The following is a 17,799-nucleotide window of genomic DNA, read 5'->3' as shown; positions in this document are numbered from 1 at the left end:
TTTATTCTCAAAAAAGAAATGGAAAAGTATACAATTATACATTTCGACTCCTGGTTGATTTTGCGATTAGAACGTATATGTGAGGGATGGAGCGTTCTTTCAACAAAGACACGGAAAACGCATTATCAAGCGTTCAAATTTAACTCTAAACAAAGTTGGAGTTAATGATTTCCGAATTAAATAAAGAATCATATTAACAATATTTTCAATATGATTTGACTCCTCTATCAAAGTTATGAACTAGAATAAATCAGGGGAAAGCGAAAACATATGGGGTATAAAGAAATCTAGACTTTTTTATACCCTACTTCCTAAGAAGGAAAATAAATTTAAATGAAAATTATATTTTTGTTTTAACAGCTAGTCCACTAAATGTTACCGGGCCAACAACATCAGCTCGGGTTTTTGCAACTTGGTTTTCTGCGGTTACGGTATAAACATGACTACTTGATCTTACATTTGTATCAATTGCCTGAAAAGTGACTGCATAGTTTTGCATTGAAGTAGGTTTCACAACTATTTCTACTTATTCGTTTGCTAATATCAATTTAGAACAGTGGAGAGTGCATGATGGATCAAACTGAAGTGATGGTTTACTTTGCAGTATATGGAGATGATTTTTTCGATCCTGACAAATTCACAAAGGAAATAGAAATAAATCCAACTGAGATTGGTAAAAAAGGAGATTTTGGCACCTATACTATCATAAAGGATTCCTATTGGTATTTATCCACGAAATATGAAAAATCTTTCGATATAAATATCCAATTAGGAAAAATCACAAATTTGCTTCAGCATAAAGAAAGAGAATTGAAAAGTTTGAAAGATAAATACGACCTGAATTACAAATTTATGTTTGTCATTAAGATAAAAGAAGATATAAGTCCTGCTATTTATTTCGATACTAATTTTATTCAATTTGTAAGTAATATTCATGCTACTATAAATTTTGATCTCTATCCTAGTTAGCTTTTAACTGAATTTTTGAAGTAATTACTATGGCGACTCATAAAAAATAGTAATCATTTTTGGGTGTAAAAGTAATTCATCTACTTGCTTGTCATCAGATCATAGGGAATACAATTTATTAAAATTGAAGCAACCATCCCTTGTATATCAAACAAAATAAAGCTTCAGTTCCCAAAAAAAGAAAGAACGGGAGGGATACTAAGCAACATGATAATTAATTTATTACGAATTCAGTGGAAAGTTCAACTATATTTATTTCAGATTTTGCATATTTGCTCGATTTGGAAAAAACTTATAGGTGAATGAGTATATCAAACACTCTACTGCGTAAAAAACGTCTTAAGTAAGGAGACGTTTTCACGGAATAGACAAATGCTTCCCGATCATATATGATATATGATATACGATATATTTAAGTATCAAAGGAGTTTCGTATGGATCATCATTCATTATTGCCAAATCCATTGAGGCAGCAAGCATATCAAATTATGAAAGAAGCAATTATTTATGGGACGTTTGCGGAAGGAGAGATCATTTCAGAGCGGCGTGCTAAGGAGGAATTGGGTATCAGCCGGACTCCTTTTCGTGAAGCCATTCATGCTCTTGAAGGAGAAGGTTGGGTTTATACTATCCCCTATAAAGGAGCTTTTGTTAGCCCAATCACACGAAAAGACATGGAAGATTTATTTGAGCTGCGGGTATTATTAGAAACATTTATCGGCCAAAAAATCAAAGATAAACTTACGTCAAAACATCAACTTAAAATGCAACTTTTCATAGAGGAAATGAAAGAAGCAATAGAGTTGTCGAAACATGATCTATTTATCCGTTTGGATCGTGACTTTCATCATTATCTCGCCAGTTTATCTGAGAATAATCGCTTAATCACCGTATATGAACAGACACTTGACCTGATGCGGCGCATGGGAATGCGTGCATTGCAGCAGGAGTCACGAAATGAAGAAGTAATAAAAGAACACCAAGCGATTATTGACTCATTTCAGACTGGTAGTGTCGAAAACGCTTTACTTCTTCATCTTGAAAACACCAAGACAGCACTTTTACTTCATATCAAAGGGGAAGACACACCATGACACCGCTTGTTTTTCAATTAACACCAAATGAAAACGTTTTCGTAAATCCTCAAAAGGTTGTATGCATCGGTTATTCAGGACGAAATCAAGAAGTAGTGCAAAAACATATTGATGAGCTTGCAACAGAAGGAATTGCTGCTCCACCAGAAGTTCCCATGCTTTATCCTGTGAGTCAGTTACTCGTGACACAAGAAGATAAAATTCAAGTCTTAGGAGACAAAACTTCTGGTGAAGTAGAGTTTGTGGTCATATCGCAAGGTGAAAACAAGTGGATCTCGCTTGGTTCTGACCATACAGATCGAGAGTTAGAAGCATATAGTATCCCTTATGCAAAACAGGCCACACCAAAACCATTGGCGAAAAAGGTATGGAATTTAGATGAAGCACTCCCCCATTGGGATCAAATTGAACTAAAGTGTGAGATTAAAATCGATGGAAATTGGCAGGTTTATCAACAAGGAACAGTTGCAGGGATATTACCCGTCCAAGATCTATTAACATGGGCAGACAAACGCCAAGCAGTCGAAGGCACTACCATCCTGTTTTGTGGAACTGTGCCAATACTGGGTGGTTCCTTTCAGTTTGGAACTGCTTATCGGATGAAAATGCACGATCCTGTCTTTGAAAAAACAATAGATCTTCAATACAGCGTGGAAAATATCGCTAGATAGGAGCTTATGTCCAATGAAAATTGCTGTATGTCAAATGAATGTTGTACAAGGGGATACAGTACAAAATGAACAGCGTGCAGAGGCGATGATTGCAGAGGCTGCGAAAGGCGGGACAGAATTAATCGTTTTACCAGAGATGTGGAAATCAGGATACGATTTTGTCAATTTAGCAAAACATGTAGAATCTATCAATGGAGCTGTAGCTACCTTCCTAGCAGAACAGGCTAAATTACATGGTGTGTACTTAGTAGGCGGGTCGTTTACCATGCAACAGGAAGGAAAAGTATTCAATACTTCCTTGACATTTGATCCTCATGGAAAACAGATTAATGCATACTCAAAGTTACACCTGATTGGATTGATGGCTGAAGATAAATATCTTGCAGCAGGTACGGACTATCAAACTTTCTCAATTGGAGATGCACTGGCAAGCGTGATTATCTGCTATGACTTGCGATTCCCGGAGTTAATCCGTACTTATGCAGTGGAAGGTGCTTCTATTCTGTTCGTTCCTGCCGAATGGCCGATACAACGTGAGGCTCACTGGCTCGCTCTGCTTCGGGCACGAGCCATCGAAAACCAAATGTTTGTAGTTGGTGCTAATATCGTCGGTCAAAATGAAAACGACCGATTTAATGGAAACTCGATCATCTTTGATCCTTGGGGTGAGATAGTAGCTCAAGCAGGAGCAAAAGAGCAAATCCTATTCGCAGATTTAGCATTGGAAAAAGTAGCAGAAATTCGTCAAGCGATTCCTGTTTTTCAAGACAGAGTACCACACCGATACCGACTTTCTTAGGAGGAAATAATATGAGCAACCTAGAATCTACAGCAAAAAATCAGTCACAACCTACTAAAGTTCGCTGGTGGTTAGCATTTCTCTTTTTTATCATTGGTTTAGTTGCTTATATGGACCGATCAAATATCTCTGTTATGGCAAAGCCAATCATGGACGAACTTCACATGGATAAAGTGCAATTCGGTCTCTTAGCTTCGCTTTTTTCATTAGGATATGCATTGATGCAAATTCCAGCTGGTCTTCTAGCCGAAAAGCTAGGAGCAAGGAAAATTGTGTTTTATGCCCTCGTATTTTGGTCTCTCTTCACCGCCTTAACGGCAACAGTAAAGTCGCATGGATGGATGGCATTGATACGGTTCTTGTTTGGTATGGGAGAAGGACCTATGTATCCGGGAAATGCGGTGTTTAATACGTATTGGTTTGCTAAAGAAGAAAAAGGACGGGCTTCTAGTGCACTACTTGCCGGATCTTATTTTGGTCCAGTAATCGCACCAATTGTCACTGTAGCTATTTATAATTTACTTGGTTGGGAAGCAGTTTTCTATCTCTTTGCTGTGATTGGTTTACTTATCGGTCTTGTTTGGTACTGGAAAGGTCGAAATCGACCTGAAGAACACCCAAGTGTCAATCAAGCAGAATTACAATGGATTCTAGCAAATCGTTCTGTAAAAACGGAACAAAAACAAGCAGCACCATGGAAACAATTTTTGTCTAATATACGGTTTTGGGTACTTGGTATTCAGTATTTTGTCGTACTTTATATTGTTACTTTCTTTTTGGTTTGGTTACCAACCTACTTGCAAGAAGCTCAAAATTTTTCACTAGAAAAAATGGGATTTGCAGCCAGCTTGCCTTGGCTCGCCATATTTATCACCGTAATGACTGGTGGAGCAATCTCCGATCGTTTAGTCAAACAGGGGAAATCTAAGTTTGTTGCTCGTGGTGTGTTGGCGATCATTGGGTTATTGGTATTCGCGGTAACTATGTATTTAGCAGCACACGCAGCCAGTGACTGGATGAATGTCCTTTGGTTAACCATCTCGCTGGGTTCCCTTGGGTTTCCAGTAGTCGTCTCTTGGGCGACAGCAAATGATATGGGTAATCAATATGCTGGTTCTGTGTCCGCTTGGATGAATCTATGGGGAAATATCGCTGCATTTCTATCTCCATTAGTCTGTGGTTGGTTGGCGCAAAAAATCGGATGGGAAGGAACATTACTTGTTACCATCATCCCTATCTTGCTTGCAATAGTACTTTGGTTTATGGTTCGACCTGATCGCGCATTTGTCGAAGAAGATTAACCTTTATTAAAATAAGGTCACATAAGTCGTTTATACCAAACAGAGAAATCATAACAAATCCCCTCTAGGAGGGGATATTCTTATTTTCATTTTTTCTGGTGTTTGTTCTCGTTTGAAGTGATTTGTTTTACTCATTGAGAAATTTTTAGATAAAATAAGTTACGGATACTTCTTTCATATCTCCCATTTTCCATGCTTATCAAGAGAGAAATAAAAACTCAAGTATTGGACTGTTCACCTTTAATATATGTATAAGATAGCGCACAAAATACGTATTTTTATCCACTTTGCCTTCTTCTAAAGATTGATTTGGCTGTATATATGAAAGTGCCATATAGAGTCCGCTATTATACAGCGATTTATAGAAAGACTTTTTTATAGAAGATTTAGCTATTTAGAATTGGGATATTTGTCCCAGAGAGTTTAATGAACTGAGAAAAATGAGATTTATAAGAATGAAAAAAATAATTTCAGTAGTTATTGTTTTATTGAGGATATTATTTTTTTGATTCCGATACTACCTATTTATCAAACAGATAAGGAAACTTTTTTGTTTCGAAATGAAGGAAAGTCATTCGATTCATACTCGAAAATAATGGAGTGTCTGAAAAATTAAAACATCGATTTTTCTGTCAACAAAACTAGCAACAACCTTCAAGAAATACTAGTTAATAAAGATGATTTAAAAGAATCTAAGAAGGTCTATTAGAAATAACATCAAAAAATAAGACGAGAAGGAGAGAGTTTTTTGTCGTGCACAACATAACAAGCCAAAAACGGAGGTGAGACAGTGTCCTTATACAAATACGATGGAGTAGTGATCTCTAAAATAAATGAAAATAAATGAGACAGGGCAACATTTAAAAAATGAGTAGGAAGTGCTGTTTTTATTTGTTTAAACATAGGAGGAGGTTTAAAAGGTGCTGGAGCTTGATGCTGGAACTATCATTGCTCAATTTATAATATTTTTTGTTCTGATAGCTATGGTAATTATGGTAATTGGCGTTGTAACTTACTTTTTTAAAAAAATGAAAAAGAATAAGCTTTAGTAGTGGATGTTTGATTTCTTTTTTGAATTATTTAGTAATTATTAATGAATGATGTTTTTCTAACAAATTATTTTATTATCAATAAAATAAATAATACTGGAACCGTTCTTTATACATTTAGCTATGTATATGGCAATAAGGGAACATCACCTCGGTTACCTCGGTATTTGATGGTCGAATAGCTTATATTGTTGTGGCTATGTGAAATCTTACAACTTATGAATAGTAGTAAAACTAGATTATATCGGACAAGTTAAGTTTTCAATGAATCGAAAGGTGTAAAATATGAAAAAAAATATTATCGTGTTGCTAGGATTATTGTTGTTATCTGCTTGTAGTTCTCCACCACCAAAGTATGAGGTATTTACATCAGTTGTGAATGCAGATTTGCCAACACTACAAGATTGTTTTAAAGATAATGGGATTAAGTATAAAATACAAAACAACACCATATATGTAATAAATCCTGAATATGCATCTATTAACTGTAGTTAATTATCTTTGTTTAAAAAATTAGGGAGTAAGTTTAACCAACTTGCTCTCTATTATTTTTTGAGGAAGAAAGATATGTTTAATTTGTTAAAAAATAAAAAAAGGAATTACCTAAATTAATTTAGACATATTTTCAGCTATCTGATAGTTAATCAACCCAATTTACAGGGGCAGAAACTGTATCATCAAAACAAAACTCGTCACAATCTACTATGGAGGATGACGAGTTTTGTTTTGATAATATTACTTGCATTATTATTTGGTTTTAACATCCCAATAGTAAAGATCATAGAAATATAGTGCTATCAATGCGGCCAAAGTCAGAAATAAAAGCAAAATTCACGAGAAAAAGTATCTTTCTGAACAGACTGTGTTAGACCAAGGTACCCTGTTCAATTCTTACTATTTAGCACTGTTTCTACTTCCTTTACAGACTCAGATTGTCTTAAAAAAATCGAGAGAATCATGCCAATGGCTGTCAAAAGGGTTGCTACCATAAATGACATATTTACACCAGCGATGGGACCATCCATTCCTTTACTAACATCGGAGGAGCTGCTAGTCATAATTGTTATTAATACAGCCGTGCCCAATGCTCCGGCGATTTGTCTCATTGTATTATTCATCGATGTTCCATGAGGGATTAGTCGTTTAGGCAGTTGGTTTATAGCTAGCGTTGTAATAGGAGTCATCACCATACCAATACCCAGCATTCGAAAGAAATAGACAACAGACAAATAGACAAATGTGGTTTCTGGCGATAGATAAGAGAGCATCCATGTAGTGATGGTTACTATTCCCAAACCCAGAATTGATAGCCATTTTGCACCAAATGTTCCAAGTTTATCATAAATTCTTCCCGAAAAAAGAGACATGACCCCCATTATGATTGCGCCTGGCAGGAGCATAAGACCTGATTTTGTCGCTGTGTAATGATGCATATTTTGCATGTAAATGGGGAGAATCGCAGTGGCACCAATCATGCTTAAATAAATAATCATGGTAATTCCTGTGGATAGAGCAAATACCCCATAACGGAAAACACGAAACTCAAGTATAGTGGAGTGTCTCCATTGTCGCGAAATAAATATGAAAATTGAGAACAATCCAATAATTAGCGACAGAAGAACTTCGATATTCATCCATCCTTTGTCTCCTGCGGCACTAAAGCCATACAACAAGCCGCCGAAACCGAGTGATGAAAACAAAATTGACACTAAATCAACCTTTGGAGAAGTTTTTTCGGTTACATTTTTTATAAAAAAATAGGCACATACAAGATCTATGATGGAGATCACCAAAATGATCCAGAAGATGTAATGCCATGGATAATGATCTACAAGCAAACCAGAAAGTGTTGGTCCGATCGCAGGTGCCAATGTAATAACTAGCCCAAATAATCCCATGATCGCTCCTCTTTTTTCTGCAGGAAAAACAATAAATAATATTGTCTGCATGAGCGGCATCATAATACCTGCTCCTACACCTTGAATAACCCTTCCTATTAACAAAGTAGAAAAGTTTGGTGAAATTGCACAAATCAACGTACCAATTACAAAACTTCCCATTGCAATAAAAAATAACTGTCTTGTAGTAAATATTCCAATAAAAAAAGCCGTGATGGGAACGATGATGCCTATAACGAGTAATACCGAAGACTGTAACCATTGTGCTGTACTAGCAGATATTTGGAGATTTTTCATAATAGGTGGCAAAGCTGTTCCCAATAGTGTTTGACTCAAAATGGCGATAAATACTCCCATAATCAAAACGGAAACAAGCGGAATAACTCTTATATCCGTATTATTTTTATTTTGTGTCATTTATTTCTCTCCTTCTTAATGTCTTATCATTTGACTAGATCCCTATTTGTAAAAGTATAAGAAATCAAGTAAAATGAAATTAGCATTTACTAAGGAATTTAATATTTAGGTTCCTTAGTAAATAGATTAAATAACAACTCTTATATTGTCAAGGAGAGATTTATGATCGAATCAAATACAAACAAAACAGATCAGAACCACCCAGCTGTTGACGTGGTGCATGTTCTGATCAAAGCTAATCATTATTTTAATCGAGAATTTGAGAAACGTCTTTCTTCGTTAGATATGCCGATTACCTTATCAGGTTCCAGATTAAGAGTCCTGACCATGGTTGGGAAGATGGGGGAGATACGTATGAGTCAACTGGCGGAAAAGCTTGGGGTTCAGGCTGGCACTGTCACGGATCTTGTTGACGCCTTACAACGAGATGAGTTGATAAGTCGAGTCCCTGATCCGAAAGACCGCCGTGCTATGCTCCTAAAACTGACCGAGAAAGCAGAAAAACATTTGGAACCTATTCATTCTATTCAATCTGAATTGGCGGAAAAAATGTTAAAGCATTTTTCCTTAGAACAACGTCATCAATTGATTAATCTTCTTGAAGGAATGATGGACAATTTAAACCTGGATTAGCCGATAATTGTATGTTTACAAATTTTTTTTAAATACAATAATTGTTGGGATTTGATGATGTGAGAATACTTACTTAAGAGTAAAGAATAGGCTTGAATAAACCCGACTACATCAAGTAAAAGTGTAGGTAGTCGGGTTTATTGTTTCTAAAAATAAATTTATCATCTGATTTTTTTATGAGTGCTCGAAATGAACGCATCGTTGCAAACATCTGCATTCATTGTGGGGCGTTTTTCGTATTCCAAGATAATCCTTATAATTGTTGATTCCCTTGATTGAGGTAGAAACAAATCAGTTGTTGGTATATAAAAGTATTTTATTTAAAATTATATATATTGCATTTTAGTAATGTGATTTCTATACTAGTCTAGTAATTTATTTCTTATCGGTTTTTGTTAAAGCCCCTCTTGAAATGAGTGTTATATTTATGGATCAAATATTCAATGTTCTATGGTGTATTTTATTGATTTATTACATAGTATCATTAATACAATTATATAGATTTAAAAAGGAAATGAGAAATGAACTTAAAAAGAAACGAACCTTTTCAGATCATTTTGTAAAAAAATGGGAAAGAATATTTCTGAAAATGGCTTTTTTAGCTTTATTAATACTAATTACTTATATAACGCTGATTTGTATTAAATTGTATGACTAATTTTATTAAGCTTTTTAATAAGAAAAGCGTTAATAGATATTGACCTAAATCCAAAAAATTATAAAACAAGAATCCTAGTTTAAATGAAATGAATTATTTAGATGAATAATTAAACAAAATGGAAAAAGGGGAACAAAGTTGGAATCGAATGAATTGCCATTATTTAGTATTTTGATATTTGCTGGAATACATGTGATACTTTTATTCGGGATTAATCTTTCAGCTGAGAAAATAGGCTTTCATGAATCAACTAAGAAAAGATATATCTTAATATCGGATACAATTCTATTACTTATATTCATACTGTTGTTTTTAAGTGACAAACTGATCTGATGTAAACCGACATGGGTATATCCGGTAATACGATGTGTTGATTAGGAAAGGAAGAGAATTAACTTTTATTTTAATGTCATTTCTAAAAATAACTCATTTGAAAAAAATAACGGTTAGGCGCAGACTGACCTAAATAAACCGACTACATACAAGTAATCGGTTATTTTACTTTACTTATTTATGCATATCAATTGTTTGTTATGTACTACTGATCTTTTACAAATGTGAGGAATTAAAATGATTTTTCTTCTAAGGATTATGTTCGTGTCAATAGGAATAATTAATTTGATATATAGAAATAGAGAAACTAATTTTTGGTTCTTTTTAAGTTTTGGATTGACAGCTGTTTTTTGCCTACTTTCATGGATTCAACTTGAAAGAGTTGGGAAATCTTCTGAGATACTACTTTATGTTATCCTTTCAACAACTGTTTTATTTTTAACTATGTTTTACACATAAATATTTAAGCTCAAACGATAGTATGTTTATGGCAGAAAGGGTTAGTGACTAAAATAGAAAGAGTTGCGCAACTACTTACACTTACTCATTTACTGTTTAGTGAACCCAATATAGACCTGTTTAATGAGGCAATTGGACAGAACAACAAAAGAAAATTGAGAGATATATTGAACTTTGGGGGAAGATGTAGAATACATGTTATATGTGGAGTTCTACTCTTGTAAAATAGAAACCCCAGGAATTTACACAGCTATTCTCATAGCTCTAAGCTACTAAAATTATTCTAAGTAATTACTTTCTGGGGATAGAGGTAAAAATAAAAAACTAACCTATGTTAGTTTTTATTTTGAAACGGGCATTTTCATATAAAAATGATATGAGTAATATTTTGATCAAGTAGTCCTACAAATCTAAGTAATCAAATATGGATTGGTTTTTGGTAGGAGGATCCTCTGTTTCTATAGTTGGTCGATTGATGTCTTCTTTAACATTTAGCTTTTCAGGGAGATCGAGTAGAGATTGTAATCGAGTTAATTTATCAGAGTCCATATGAACACCTCTTGACACGCCATACGGCTAAAGCCGTTGGATTATTAGTATAGTAGTCTTCTGAGACCTTTATTACCAAGCAAACTCCATGAGTTTTCGGTTCTCTTATCATACAGAATAGTTTTACCAGCTTGTCTTTCATCTTTCAAACTATCCAAGAATTGCAAATATAGATAGTTTATCAGTAGAATATATGTTTGTAAATACATATTCCAAAAAAAGTGTTGAACCTGCGTGAGGGAAGGGGGTTCGTCTCCTACATCTTCCTAGTACTAATTCAAGTGATCTTGATATAGATCAATATACAGTTGATTATTTGTACCAAGTATCATGTAGTTGATATCTTTGTACATCAATTTTCGCTTAATCAACTCTTTTTCTAACCACTCTATCGTCAAATTTTTTCTTATTAAATTTTCGGATATGATTTCTCCATCTACAATCAATTCTATTGGAAATGAAATATCAGATTTTTGTAATGCTAGGTCTTTGTATGTCACTGGAAGATACATAGCTTTTTTTAAAACGGATAGTCCACCGTCCATTTCCAACACTGCGCATTCTACCTCATTCATATCAAAAATATCTTTTTTTCTTAGATTTTCAGTTAATGCTTCTAAGCTCATATTGATTTTAGATAGATTTTTTTCAAGAATTTTTCCTTTGTCGATAAGAGTAATCGGTTTTCCGATAATCCATTTTTTTAAAGTACGACTTTTTAAGGCAAGATGTGAGAGCAGAACAGAAACGCCTACAAAAACGACAAATGAAACGATTAGATTAAAAGAGTTAAGTTTTGTTTCAAATGCAAGGTTACCTGCAATTGAGCCAAGAGTGATATTAACAATATAATGTAAATAAGTCGTACGAGAAATGAGTTGTTTTCCAATTATATGAATGCTTATCATGAGTAAGAATACAGATAATATGGTTCTTATTATAGTTTCTAATAGATCAGACATCATTCACCCCATATAAAAGGACGAGTTTTTTTACACCGCAGTATCCCTATTCACAATTGGCTTCATTATGTTTTTCTCCCAATCCGAAAAACAATCTAATTGAAAGAAGATTACTCGAATTAGGAGAATCACTTACATCATGATGCTGTTTCCAACCAGCAAAGTACAGCACAACCAAAGACTCAGGGGAACTAACATTCCAATGGAGAACTTTGTTTATTGTTTTTGTTGGTTTTTCATTAATTGATCATACTGGGCCTCTAGCCATATATCTTCTAATTCATGTCTCGTCTTTATTGCTAGAATTTTTACTTGCTTGACTGAGTCTTCTAATGTTTCTAAGCTTTGAGTTGCAAGCGGTTTAAGAGTTTTACGATAGATAGGAAGAAGTGTTGGTAAAGAAAGTAGTAATGTCGATCCTATTAGCCATTTTTGAATGGGAAATCCCACGGTTATTCACTCCTAAGTTTTTTGTATATGGTTCAAACCATTGTTATTGATTTGTACAGATGTGATATTCTTGAAACGCGAAACAAGAGAGCAAATAGGTTTAGAAATTGTTGTGATGGATCCAGCAACTAGGAAGACTTGTATCCACTGTTTAGCGTTTAACGGTACAGTATGGAAAAAGCCTCTTAAGCCAGGAACATAGATCGTAGCTGCCAAGGTCAAGAAGGAGAATCCAAGTGCACCCATCAAGAATCGATCTTTCATCCAATTTGAAGTCTTTTCTTCCATATCTTCTTTTCGCCAGGAAAAAGTTTGAATCAGTTGTCCTGTTACAAGTGTAGCAAAGGTAAGTGTTTGCGCAACAGGTAAACTAACTCCTTTCATAAGGCTTAAAGCAAATATTCCAAGGGAGCCTAAACCTAATAATGTTCCACGAACCACAACTTTTTGGTAGAGATCTTTGTCTGCAATTTGTATTTGTTTGCTCTGTTTATTTTCATTACCAGAACTAGTGGCCAAAACCATGGCTGGCAGTGCATCCGTAAGCATATTCATCAAAAGAATTTGAATGGGTATCAGAGGAAGAGGCATTCCAACTAGTACTGCTACGCCTGTGACTAAAACCTCTGCTAAGTTACCTGTTAGCAGACAACCTAATGCTTTACGGATATTGTTCATAATAGTACGACCTTCTTTGACAGCTTGAATGATCGATGAAAATTGGTCGGTTTTCAATACCATATCAGAAGTTTCCTTGGTTACTTCCGTACCAGTTTTACCCATTGCGATTCCGACATTTGCTTGTTTAATAGCAAGCGTATCGTTCACACCATCTCCAGTCATGGCAACTTGTACACCATGATTTTGATAAGCTTGGACGATTCGAACTTTTTGTTCTGGCGTTACACGGGCAAAAACATGAACATGTTTTACTTGTTCGCTTAACGCTGCATCACTTAGTTTATCCATTTCTTTTCCAGTCATGACAACAGGTGTGGATTGAATCCCTATTTTTTTAGCAATTGCGGTAGCAGTTAAAGGATGATCTCCTGTAATCATCACAGGGCGAACACCTAAACGATAGGTTTCAGCTATACTCTCTGCAATGTCATCTTTTGGAGGATCTATCATTCCAGCTAATCCAACTAATATAAATTCATTTTGATCCATACTGTTGCAATCTTCTTTCCATTCAATGGGACGATAAGCAAAAGCTAATACGCGCATGGATTGGTGAGAATAAGATGTGTGGATATCTTCGAGATAGCGGCGAAGATCATCCGATAATTCGACAACATTCCCATCTATTTGAGCAAAAGAACAAATTTCCAGAATTGATTCTATCGACCCTTTTGTGAATACAAAACAGTCATTTTCTTTTTTACAAGCAACACTCATTTTTCCTTTGGCTGAATCAAACGGAAGTTCTTGCACTCGTTTCCATTCTTCTTGCACTGGAAGATATTCTGTTTTATGGGCAAAGGTAAGAAGAGCACCCTCCGTTGGGTTGCCGTTAATAGTCCAGCTCTCCCCATTTTGTATTAGTTTTGTATTATTACAAAGTGTCATAACGGAAACAAGTTGCTCTAAATCAAGTTTATGTTCTTCTTTCATCGGTTTTTTTGCTAAGAGTTTTCCTTCCGGTTCGTAACCAACTCCCGTAACTTGCCATTGATTTGAAAAAGTTGCTACTGACTCAACCGTCATTTCATTTTTGGTTAATGTTCCTGTTTTATCGGTACAAATAACATTCACTCTTCCAAGTGTTTCTAGCGTAGATAATCTGCGTATCATGACACTCTGCTTTGCCATGCGAAAAATACCTGCGCTTAGAGCAATAGTAACAGTGACAGGAAGCCCTTCTGGTATTGCAGAGGTGGCAAGGGCAACAGATGTAGAAATCATTTGTGAAAATGTATTTCCACGAAATAGCCCAACAGCAAAAATAACACTAGCAATGACAAGAGCACCTTTTACAAATCGCTTACTGATTTGTGTAACCTCTTGTTGTAATGGAGTCATTTCTTGTTTTTTTTCTACTAAAAGAGAGAGGAGACGCCCCATTTCGGTTTGCATACCTGTGGAGACCACAACACCAGTTGCTTTTCCTCGTGACACGTTTGTACCCATGTATACCATATTGCTGCGTTCTGGCAGCGGAGTATCTTCTGGAATAACTTGTTCTGTTTTAAGTACAGGTAATGATTCTCCAGTTAACATGGACTCATCTACTTCAAAATTCCATGTTTGTAATAAACGAATATCAGCAGGTACGCGATTTCCTGCTTCCAGATGAATCAAATCCCCTGGAACAAGTTCATTTCCTTCCAAGACTTGTTCGTTTCCATGGCGAATGACTTTACATGCAGGTGCTTGGTACTGGTTTAATGCTTCCACTACTTTTTCCGCTTTTCGTTCCTGAATCGTACCTACTACTGCATTTGCCATTAGTACTAAGCCAATAGCAATGCCGTGAAACACATCACCTGTAAGTATGGAAAGTGCAGTTGTTCCAAGTAATAATAGAGAAGTAAATTCTCTGAATTGCCCTAAATATGCAAGAAACCAGTTATGCTTTTTTTCTTTTATGATCTCATTAGGACCAAATTCCTCTTTTAAGTATTCTATTTGAGCAGGTGTTAATCCCATCCCATCCTCAACACAAAAATAAGATAAAATCTCTTTTGGTGTTAAGGCATACCAAATTGGTGGCGTTAAAATTTCTTTTTCTGTACAAGTCGTTGCAATTTCTGAAATAGCATATGAATTGTCTAGCTTTGGGCTTATCTCACTTAAGTGTGATAATTGAATCAAAGAAAAAGCATCTGTAACCAAATTTATTACTGTTGCACTCATTCGAAATGGAATCGCCATAAATACGCCGATAATATTAAAAATTTTACTTATTCGTATCTGCCTATCTGTTCTTTTTTTAATGGATTGAGCAAAATCTATCATGTTAGGAAGTTGACGAATTTGCTGATTTGTAATATATGGTGCCAAGGCTAATTGGGAGCTAGGTGATTCGGTTAAAAGTAAGAATTCATAACCTTTCTTTTTTTCCTGTTTGATTTGGGCAGTGACTGCTTCTTTTTCTAGATATAAATAATTGGTATCTATCGAAAATTGTTCTAATAATTTAGGCTCAATCTGCAAACTGTTTTTTAATGCTTTTATATTCCATCCTTTTTCGAGCAAATGATGTCGCAAACTTAAATAAGGACGAATGGGGGATTCATTATTGGTATGGAAAATGCCTAGACATTCTGATTCTCCATTTTGAACACAAACAAGAGCCTGTACATCTTGTCCTTGTCGTTTTAATCGTTTATAAGAAATAAGATAAGGATCAATCGTGCAGTGATGACGTTTCAAGTAATCCAATTCACCAAAATAATAGATAGACTGTTTAATCTTTCCCTGTAATCCTTGTGCTTCTTCGTTGCAGTTGAAGGCAGTATGTAATGTATGTGGCAATTCCTTTGCTTTTGTTACTACCATTTGTTTCCAAGGGTGATTTGTTTTTTGTAATAAAGAGGCTAAAATACACCAAATTTTTGCTTCTTGTTGCTTCGTTTGAACCGTTAAATCTTCTTTAGAAGGGGTGAATATTTGGGATGTGTCTTCCACTAACAATGTTTTCGTTCGAGCCAATTGCGCCAAACTTCCATTGTTAGGGATCCATCCCCCTTCTTGAACCGCCTGAACTTCGGCTTTTTTCCAAGAAGCAATGATTGGAACTACAGCAATACGAGGATTTAATGCTAAAAGTACCGCTAATCCTTTTAATGGATCACGAGTCAAAGCGAAGGTAGCTGCTGCAGCTGGAAAAGCTAGTTTCCCCATTCGATTGCAATATTTTTTTATAGACGGACTTAAATAGCGATTTTCCATATCCTCCACAGATGTTTCTGATCGTTCCAATTGTCCATGCTGCCAATCAATGAATTGCAAGATACTAACTCCTGCAAGAGTAAGTAGGCTTTCACCTAAAAAAGCCAACGAAAGGGCAGAGGCACCTAAAATAAGATCACCATTCCATTTTTGTTTTTGGCTAAGTTGACGAATTCCTCGTTTTAAAAATGGGTATCCCGTAACAACTGATAAAGCGCTTGAAGCAGCAAATAACCATGGATTTCCAGATAGTGCTGTTCGACCGTATATAAGTTGTTTTGTTCCTATAAAGGCTAATCCCCCTAAACTTAGACTTAGACCTAGAGGAACTTTGCTTCTAGCTGAGTTTGTCTTTGCGTCTTTTGTATGTAAGGATTCATTATGAGTTAACTTGGTGGAAGAGACCAGTTCCTTAGTAGTTGCTATTTCTTGATTTACTAAGCAAGAAACGTTTCCTTCATTTGGGGAATTATCAGCAGATTTCGGTTCTTCATAAAGTGTTTCATGTTGAATCATGTTTTCTATAAGATTGCATTTTTCACAAATCATTTCAGCTGTAAGGATAGGAGGTTCAAAGTGAATTTGCACTCTTCCTGTTAGCATACAGATCTTCACTTTAGTGATCCCTTTTAGCGATGCCAATTTTTGTTGGATGATTGCTGAACCCCTTGAATTGTCCTTTAATCCACGAATTTCGATGCGAATGAATCCAGGATATATCCGAAGATAACGTTCTTGTTTACTCACTTAGAATCACCTCTTCCATAAACATACTTAATATGGATTGAAATGGATGTATTTATGCTTCGTTTTTTTTACATAAAAAAGGGGAGATGATACAGACTGAGAGTAAAGCATTTAAAAGGAGTTTTCGTTCATGAAAATTAAAAATATACCAATTCAAAATCCGTTAGGATGGGGCATTGCAGCAGGTGCGATTCTGCTTGCTTCTCCTAAAGTAAGAAATAAAATAAGAGGATTAGTAGTGAAAGGTGTATCTGCAACAATTGGATTAACTCATAAGTTTAATGAAAAAATGGATCTAGAAAATGAATCTAATGCTTCCTATTCAAAAACATCATCACATGAAGAGGGAAATGAAGCACCTATACAACAATCAGAAGATAAAGCAGAAAACAAAGTAGCAGAAGAACAAGAAACAAATGAAAAGTCAGTTGACAATGTTCAAGAGCCTGAAGAAGATAGTCAACGAGGTGATTTGAATTGAATAAAATTCATCAGAATACAATCTGGACTGGTGCTTTAATAGGAGTACTTTCACAGATTTCCGATACCATGAAATATATGAATGGAAAAACCGACAAACAAGAATATACCGTCAGCACGTTAGGAAATGTTGCTAGTTCCCTAGGGTTAGTAGCAGGTATTGAGTATGGAGCACTTATTGGAAGTTCGATTTTTCCTGGATTTGGAACAGTCGCGGGTTCTGTATTAGGTGGGTTTGTGGGGGATTATTTCGGCCGCCATCTTGGACATCACACAGGAGATATCATACACAAAAAGCAAATTATTGAAGTCAGTGGAAAGAATGTGACTGTTACTTATAATGATGGTGATAAAACAATATAGAAAAGATAATGAATGCAAGATTGCTGGGGAGCGGATTACAGAGAACATATTGGATTGCACCAACTTTATGTCT

14 protein-coding genes and 1 pseudogene are annotated in these 17,799 nt (G+C 35.4%); 9 read left to right on the top strand and 6 right to left on the bottom strand.

The window, feature by feature from the left end; all coding sequences use genetic code 11:
• Positions 1-340: 340 nt before the first annotated feature.
• Positions 341-502 (bottom strand): annotated as a pseudogene (locus AC5WOC_RS03505) (exosporium protein C); the annotation flags it as partial.
• Between the two features lie 68 nt (positions 503-570).
• On the opposite strand from AC5WOC_RS03505, the gene AC5WOC_RS03500 reads away from it, so the two are divergent.
• From AC5WOC_RS03500 to AC5WOC_RS03475, 6 genes are all read left to right on the top strand, one after another.
• A complete protein-coding gene (locus AC5WOC_RS03500) occupies positions 571-969 on the top strand; it encodes a DUF4279 domain-containing protein (RefSeq protein ID WP_496053990.1) in 399 nt (132 codons plus the stop codon).
• 434 nt (positions 970-1,403) lie between these two features.
• On the top strand, positions 1,404-2,063 hold the full coding sequence (locus AC5WOC_RS03495; RefSeq protein ID WP_496053989.1) for a GntR family transcriptional regulator: 660 nt from the start codon (positions 1,404-1,406) through the stop codon (positions 2,061-2,063).
• Positions 2,060-2,734 (top strand): DUF2848 domain-containing protein, encoded by a 675-nt coding sequence (locus AC5WOC_RS03490; RefSeq protein ID WP_496053988.1) that lies wholly within the window; start codon positions 2,060-2,062, stop codon positions 2,732-2,734. Before AC5WOC_RS03495 ends, AC5WOC_RS03490 begins: the two co-directional genes overlap by 4 nt.
• A gap of 13 nt (positions 2,735-2,747) precedes the next feature.
• Positions 2,748-3,533, top strand: coding sequence for a carbon-nitrogen family hydrolase (locus AC5WOC_RS03485; protein ID WP_496053987.1), 786 nt, complete (start codon positions 2,748-2,750; stop codon positions 3,531-3,533).
• Between the two features lie 11 nt (positions 3,534-3,544).
• Positions 3,545-4,834, top strand: coding sequence for an MFS transporter (locus AC5WOC_RS03480; protein ID WP_496053986.1), 1,290 nt, complete (start codon positions 3,545-3,547; stop codon positions 4,832-4,834).
• 920 nt (positions 4,835-5,754) lie between these two features.
• Positions 5,755-5,883: a hypothetical protein gene (locus AC5WOC_RS03475; RefSeq protein WP_496053985.1), complete on the top strand. Its 129-nt coding sequence runs from the start codon at positions 5,755-5,757 to the stop codon at positions 5,881-5,883.
• Positions 5,884-6,767: 884 nt separating this feature from the next.
• Here the strand turns inward: AC5WOC_RS03475 and AC5WOC_RS03470 are convergent.
• Complete coding sequence (locus AC5WOC_RS03470; RefSeq protein ID WP_496053984.1) at positions 6,768-8,198, bottom strand: MDR family MFS transporter; 1,431 nt, start codon at positions 8,196-8,198, stop codon at positions 6,768-6,770.
• Positions 8,199-8,360: 162 nt separating this feature from the next.
• Between AC5WOC_RS03470 and AC5WOC_RS03465 the strand changes: the two genes are divergently transcribed.
• A complete protein-coding gene (locus AC5WOC_RS03465; protein WP_496053983.1) occupies positions 8,361-8,831 on the top strand; it encodes a MarR family winged helix-turn-helix transcriptional regulator in 471 nt (156 codons plus the stop codon).
• 1,852 nt (positions 8,832-10,683) lie between these two features.
• On the opposite strand, the gene AC5WOC_RS03460 is transcribed toward AC5WOC_RS03465, so the two are convergent.
• The 4 genes from AC5WOC_RS03460 to AC5WOC_RS03445 form a co-directional block, all read right to left on the bottom strand.
• A complete protein-coding gene (locus AC5WOC_RS03460; RefSeq protein ID WP_496053982.1) occupies positions 10,684-10,830 on the bottom strand; it encodes a hypothetical protein in 147 nt (48 codons plus the stop codon).
• Positions 10,831-11,102: 272 nt separating this feature from the next.
• A complete protein-coding gene (locus AC5WOC_RS03455) occupies positions 11,103-11,792 on the bottom strand; it encodes a DUF421 domain-containing protein (protein ID WP_496053981.1) in 690 nt (229 codons plus the stop codon).
• Between the two features lie 216 nt (positions 11,793-12,008).
• Positions 12,009-12,242, bottom strand: a complete 234-nt coding sequence (locus tag AC5WOC_RS03450; RefSeq protein WP_496053980.1) for a hypothetical protein — start codon at positions 12,240-12,242, stop codon at positions 12,009-12,011.
• Between the two features lie 12 nt (positions 12,243-12,254).
• Positions 12,255-16,883, bottom strand: a complete 4,629-nt coding sequence (locus AC5WOC_RS03445) for a cation-translocating P-type ATPase (RefSeq protein ID WP_496053979.1) — start codon at positions 16,881-16,883, stop codon at positions 12,255-12,257.
• Positions 16,884-17,013: 130 nt separating this feature from the next.
• On the opposite strand from AC5WOC_RS03445, the gene AC5WOC_RS03440 reads away from it, so the two are divergent.
• Positions 17,014-17,364: a hypothetical protein gene (locus AC5WOC_RS03440; protein ID WP_496053978.1), complete on the top strand. Its 351-nt coding sequence runs from the start codon at positions 17,014-17,016 to the stop codon at positions 17,362-17,364.
• On the top strand, positions 17,361-17,726 hold the full coding sequence (locus AC5WOC_RS03435) for a glycine zipper domain-containing protein (protein ID WP_496053977.1): 366 nt from the start codon (positions 17,361-17,363) through the stop codon (positions 17,724-17,726). The genes AC5WOC_RS03440 and AC5WOC_RS03435 overlap by 4 nt, the downstream gene beginning before the upstream one ends.
• Positions 17,727-17,799 lie beyond the last annotated feature (73 nt).

The organism is Shimazuella sp. NTD247, assembly GCF_059510415.1.
This window is presented reverse-complemented; position numbering and strand designations above follow the sequence as displayed.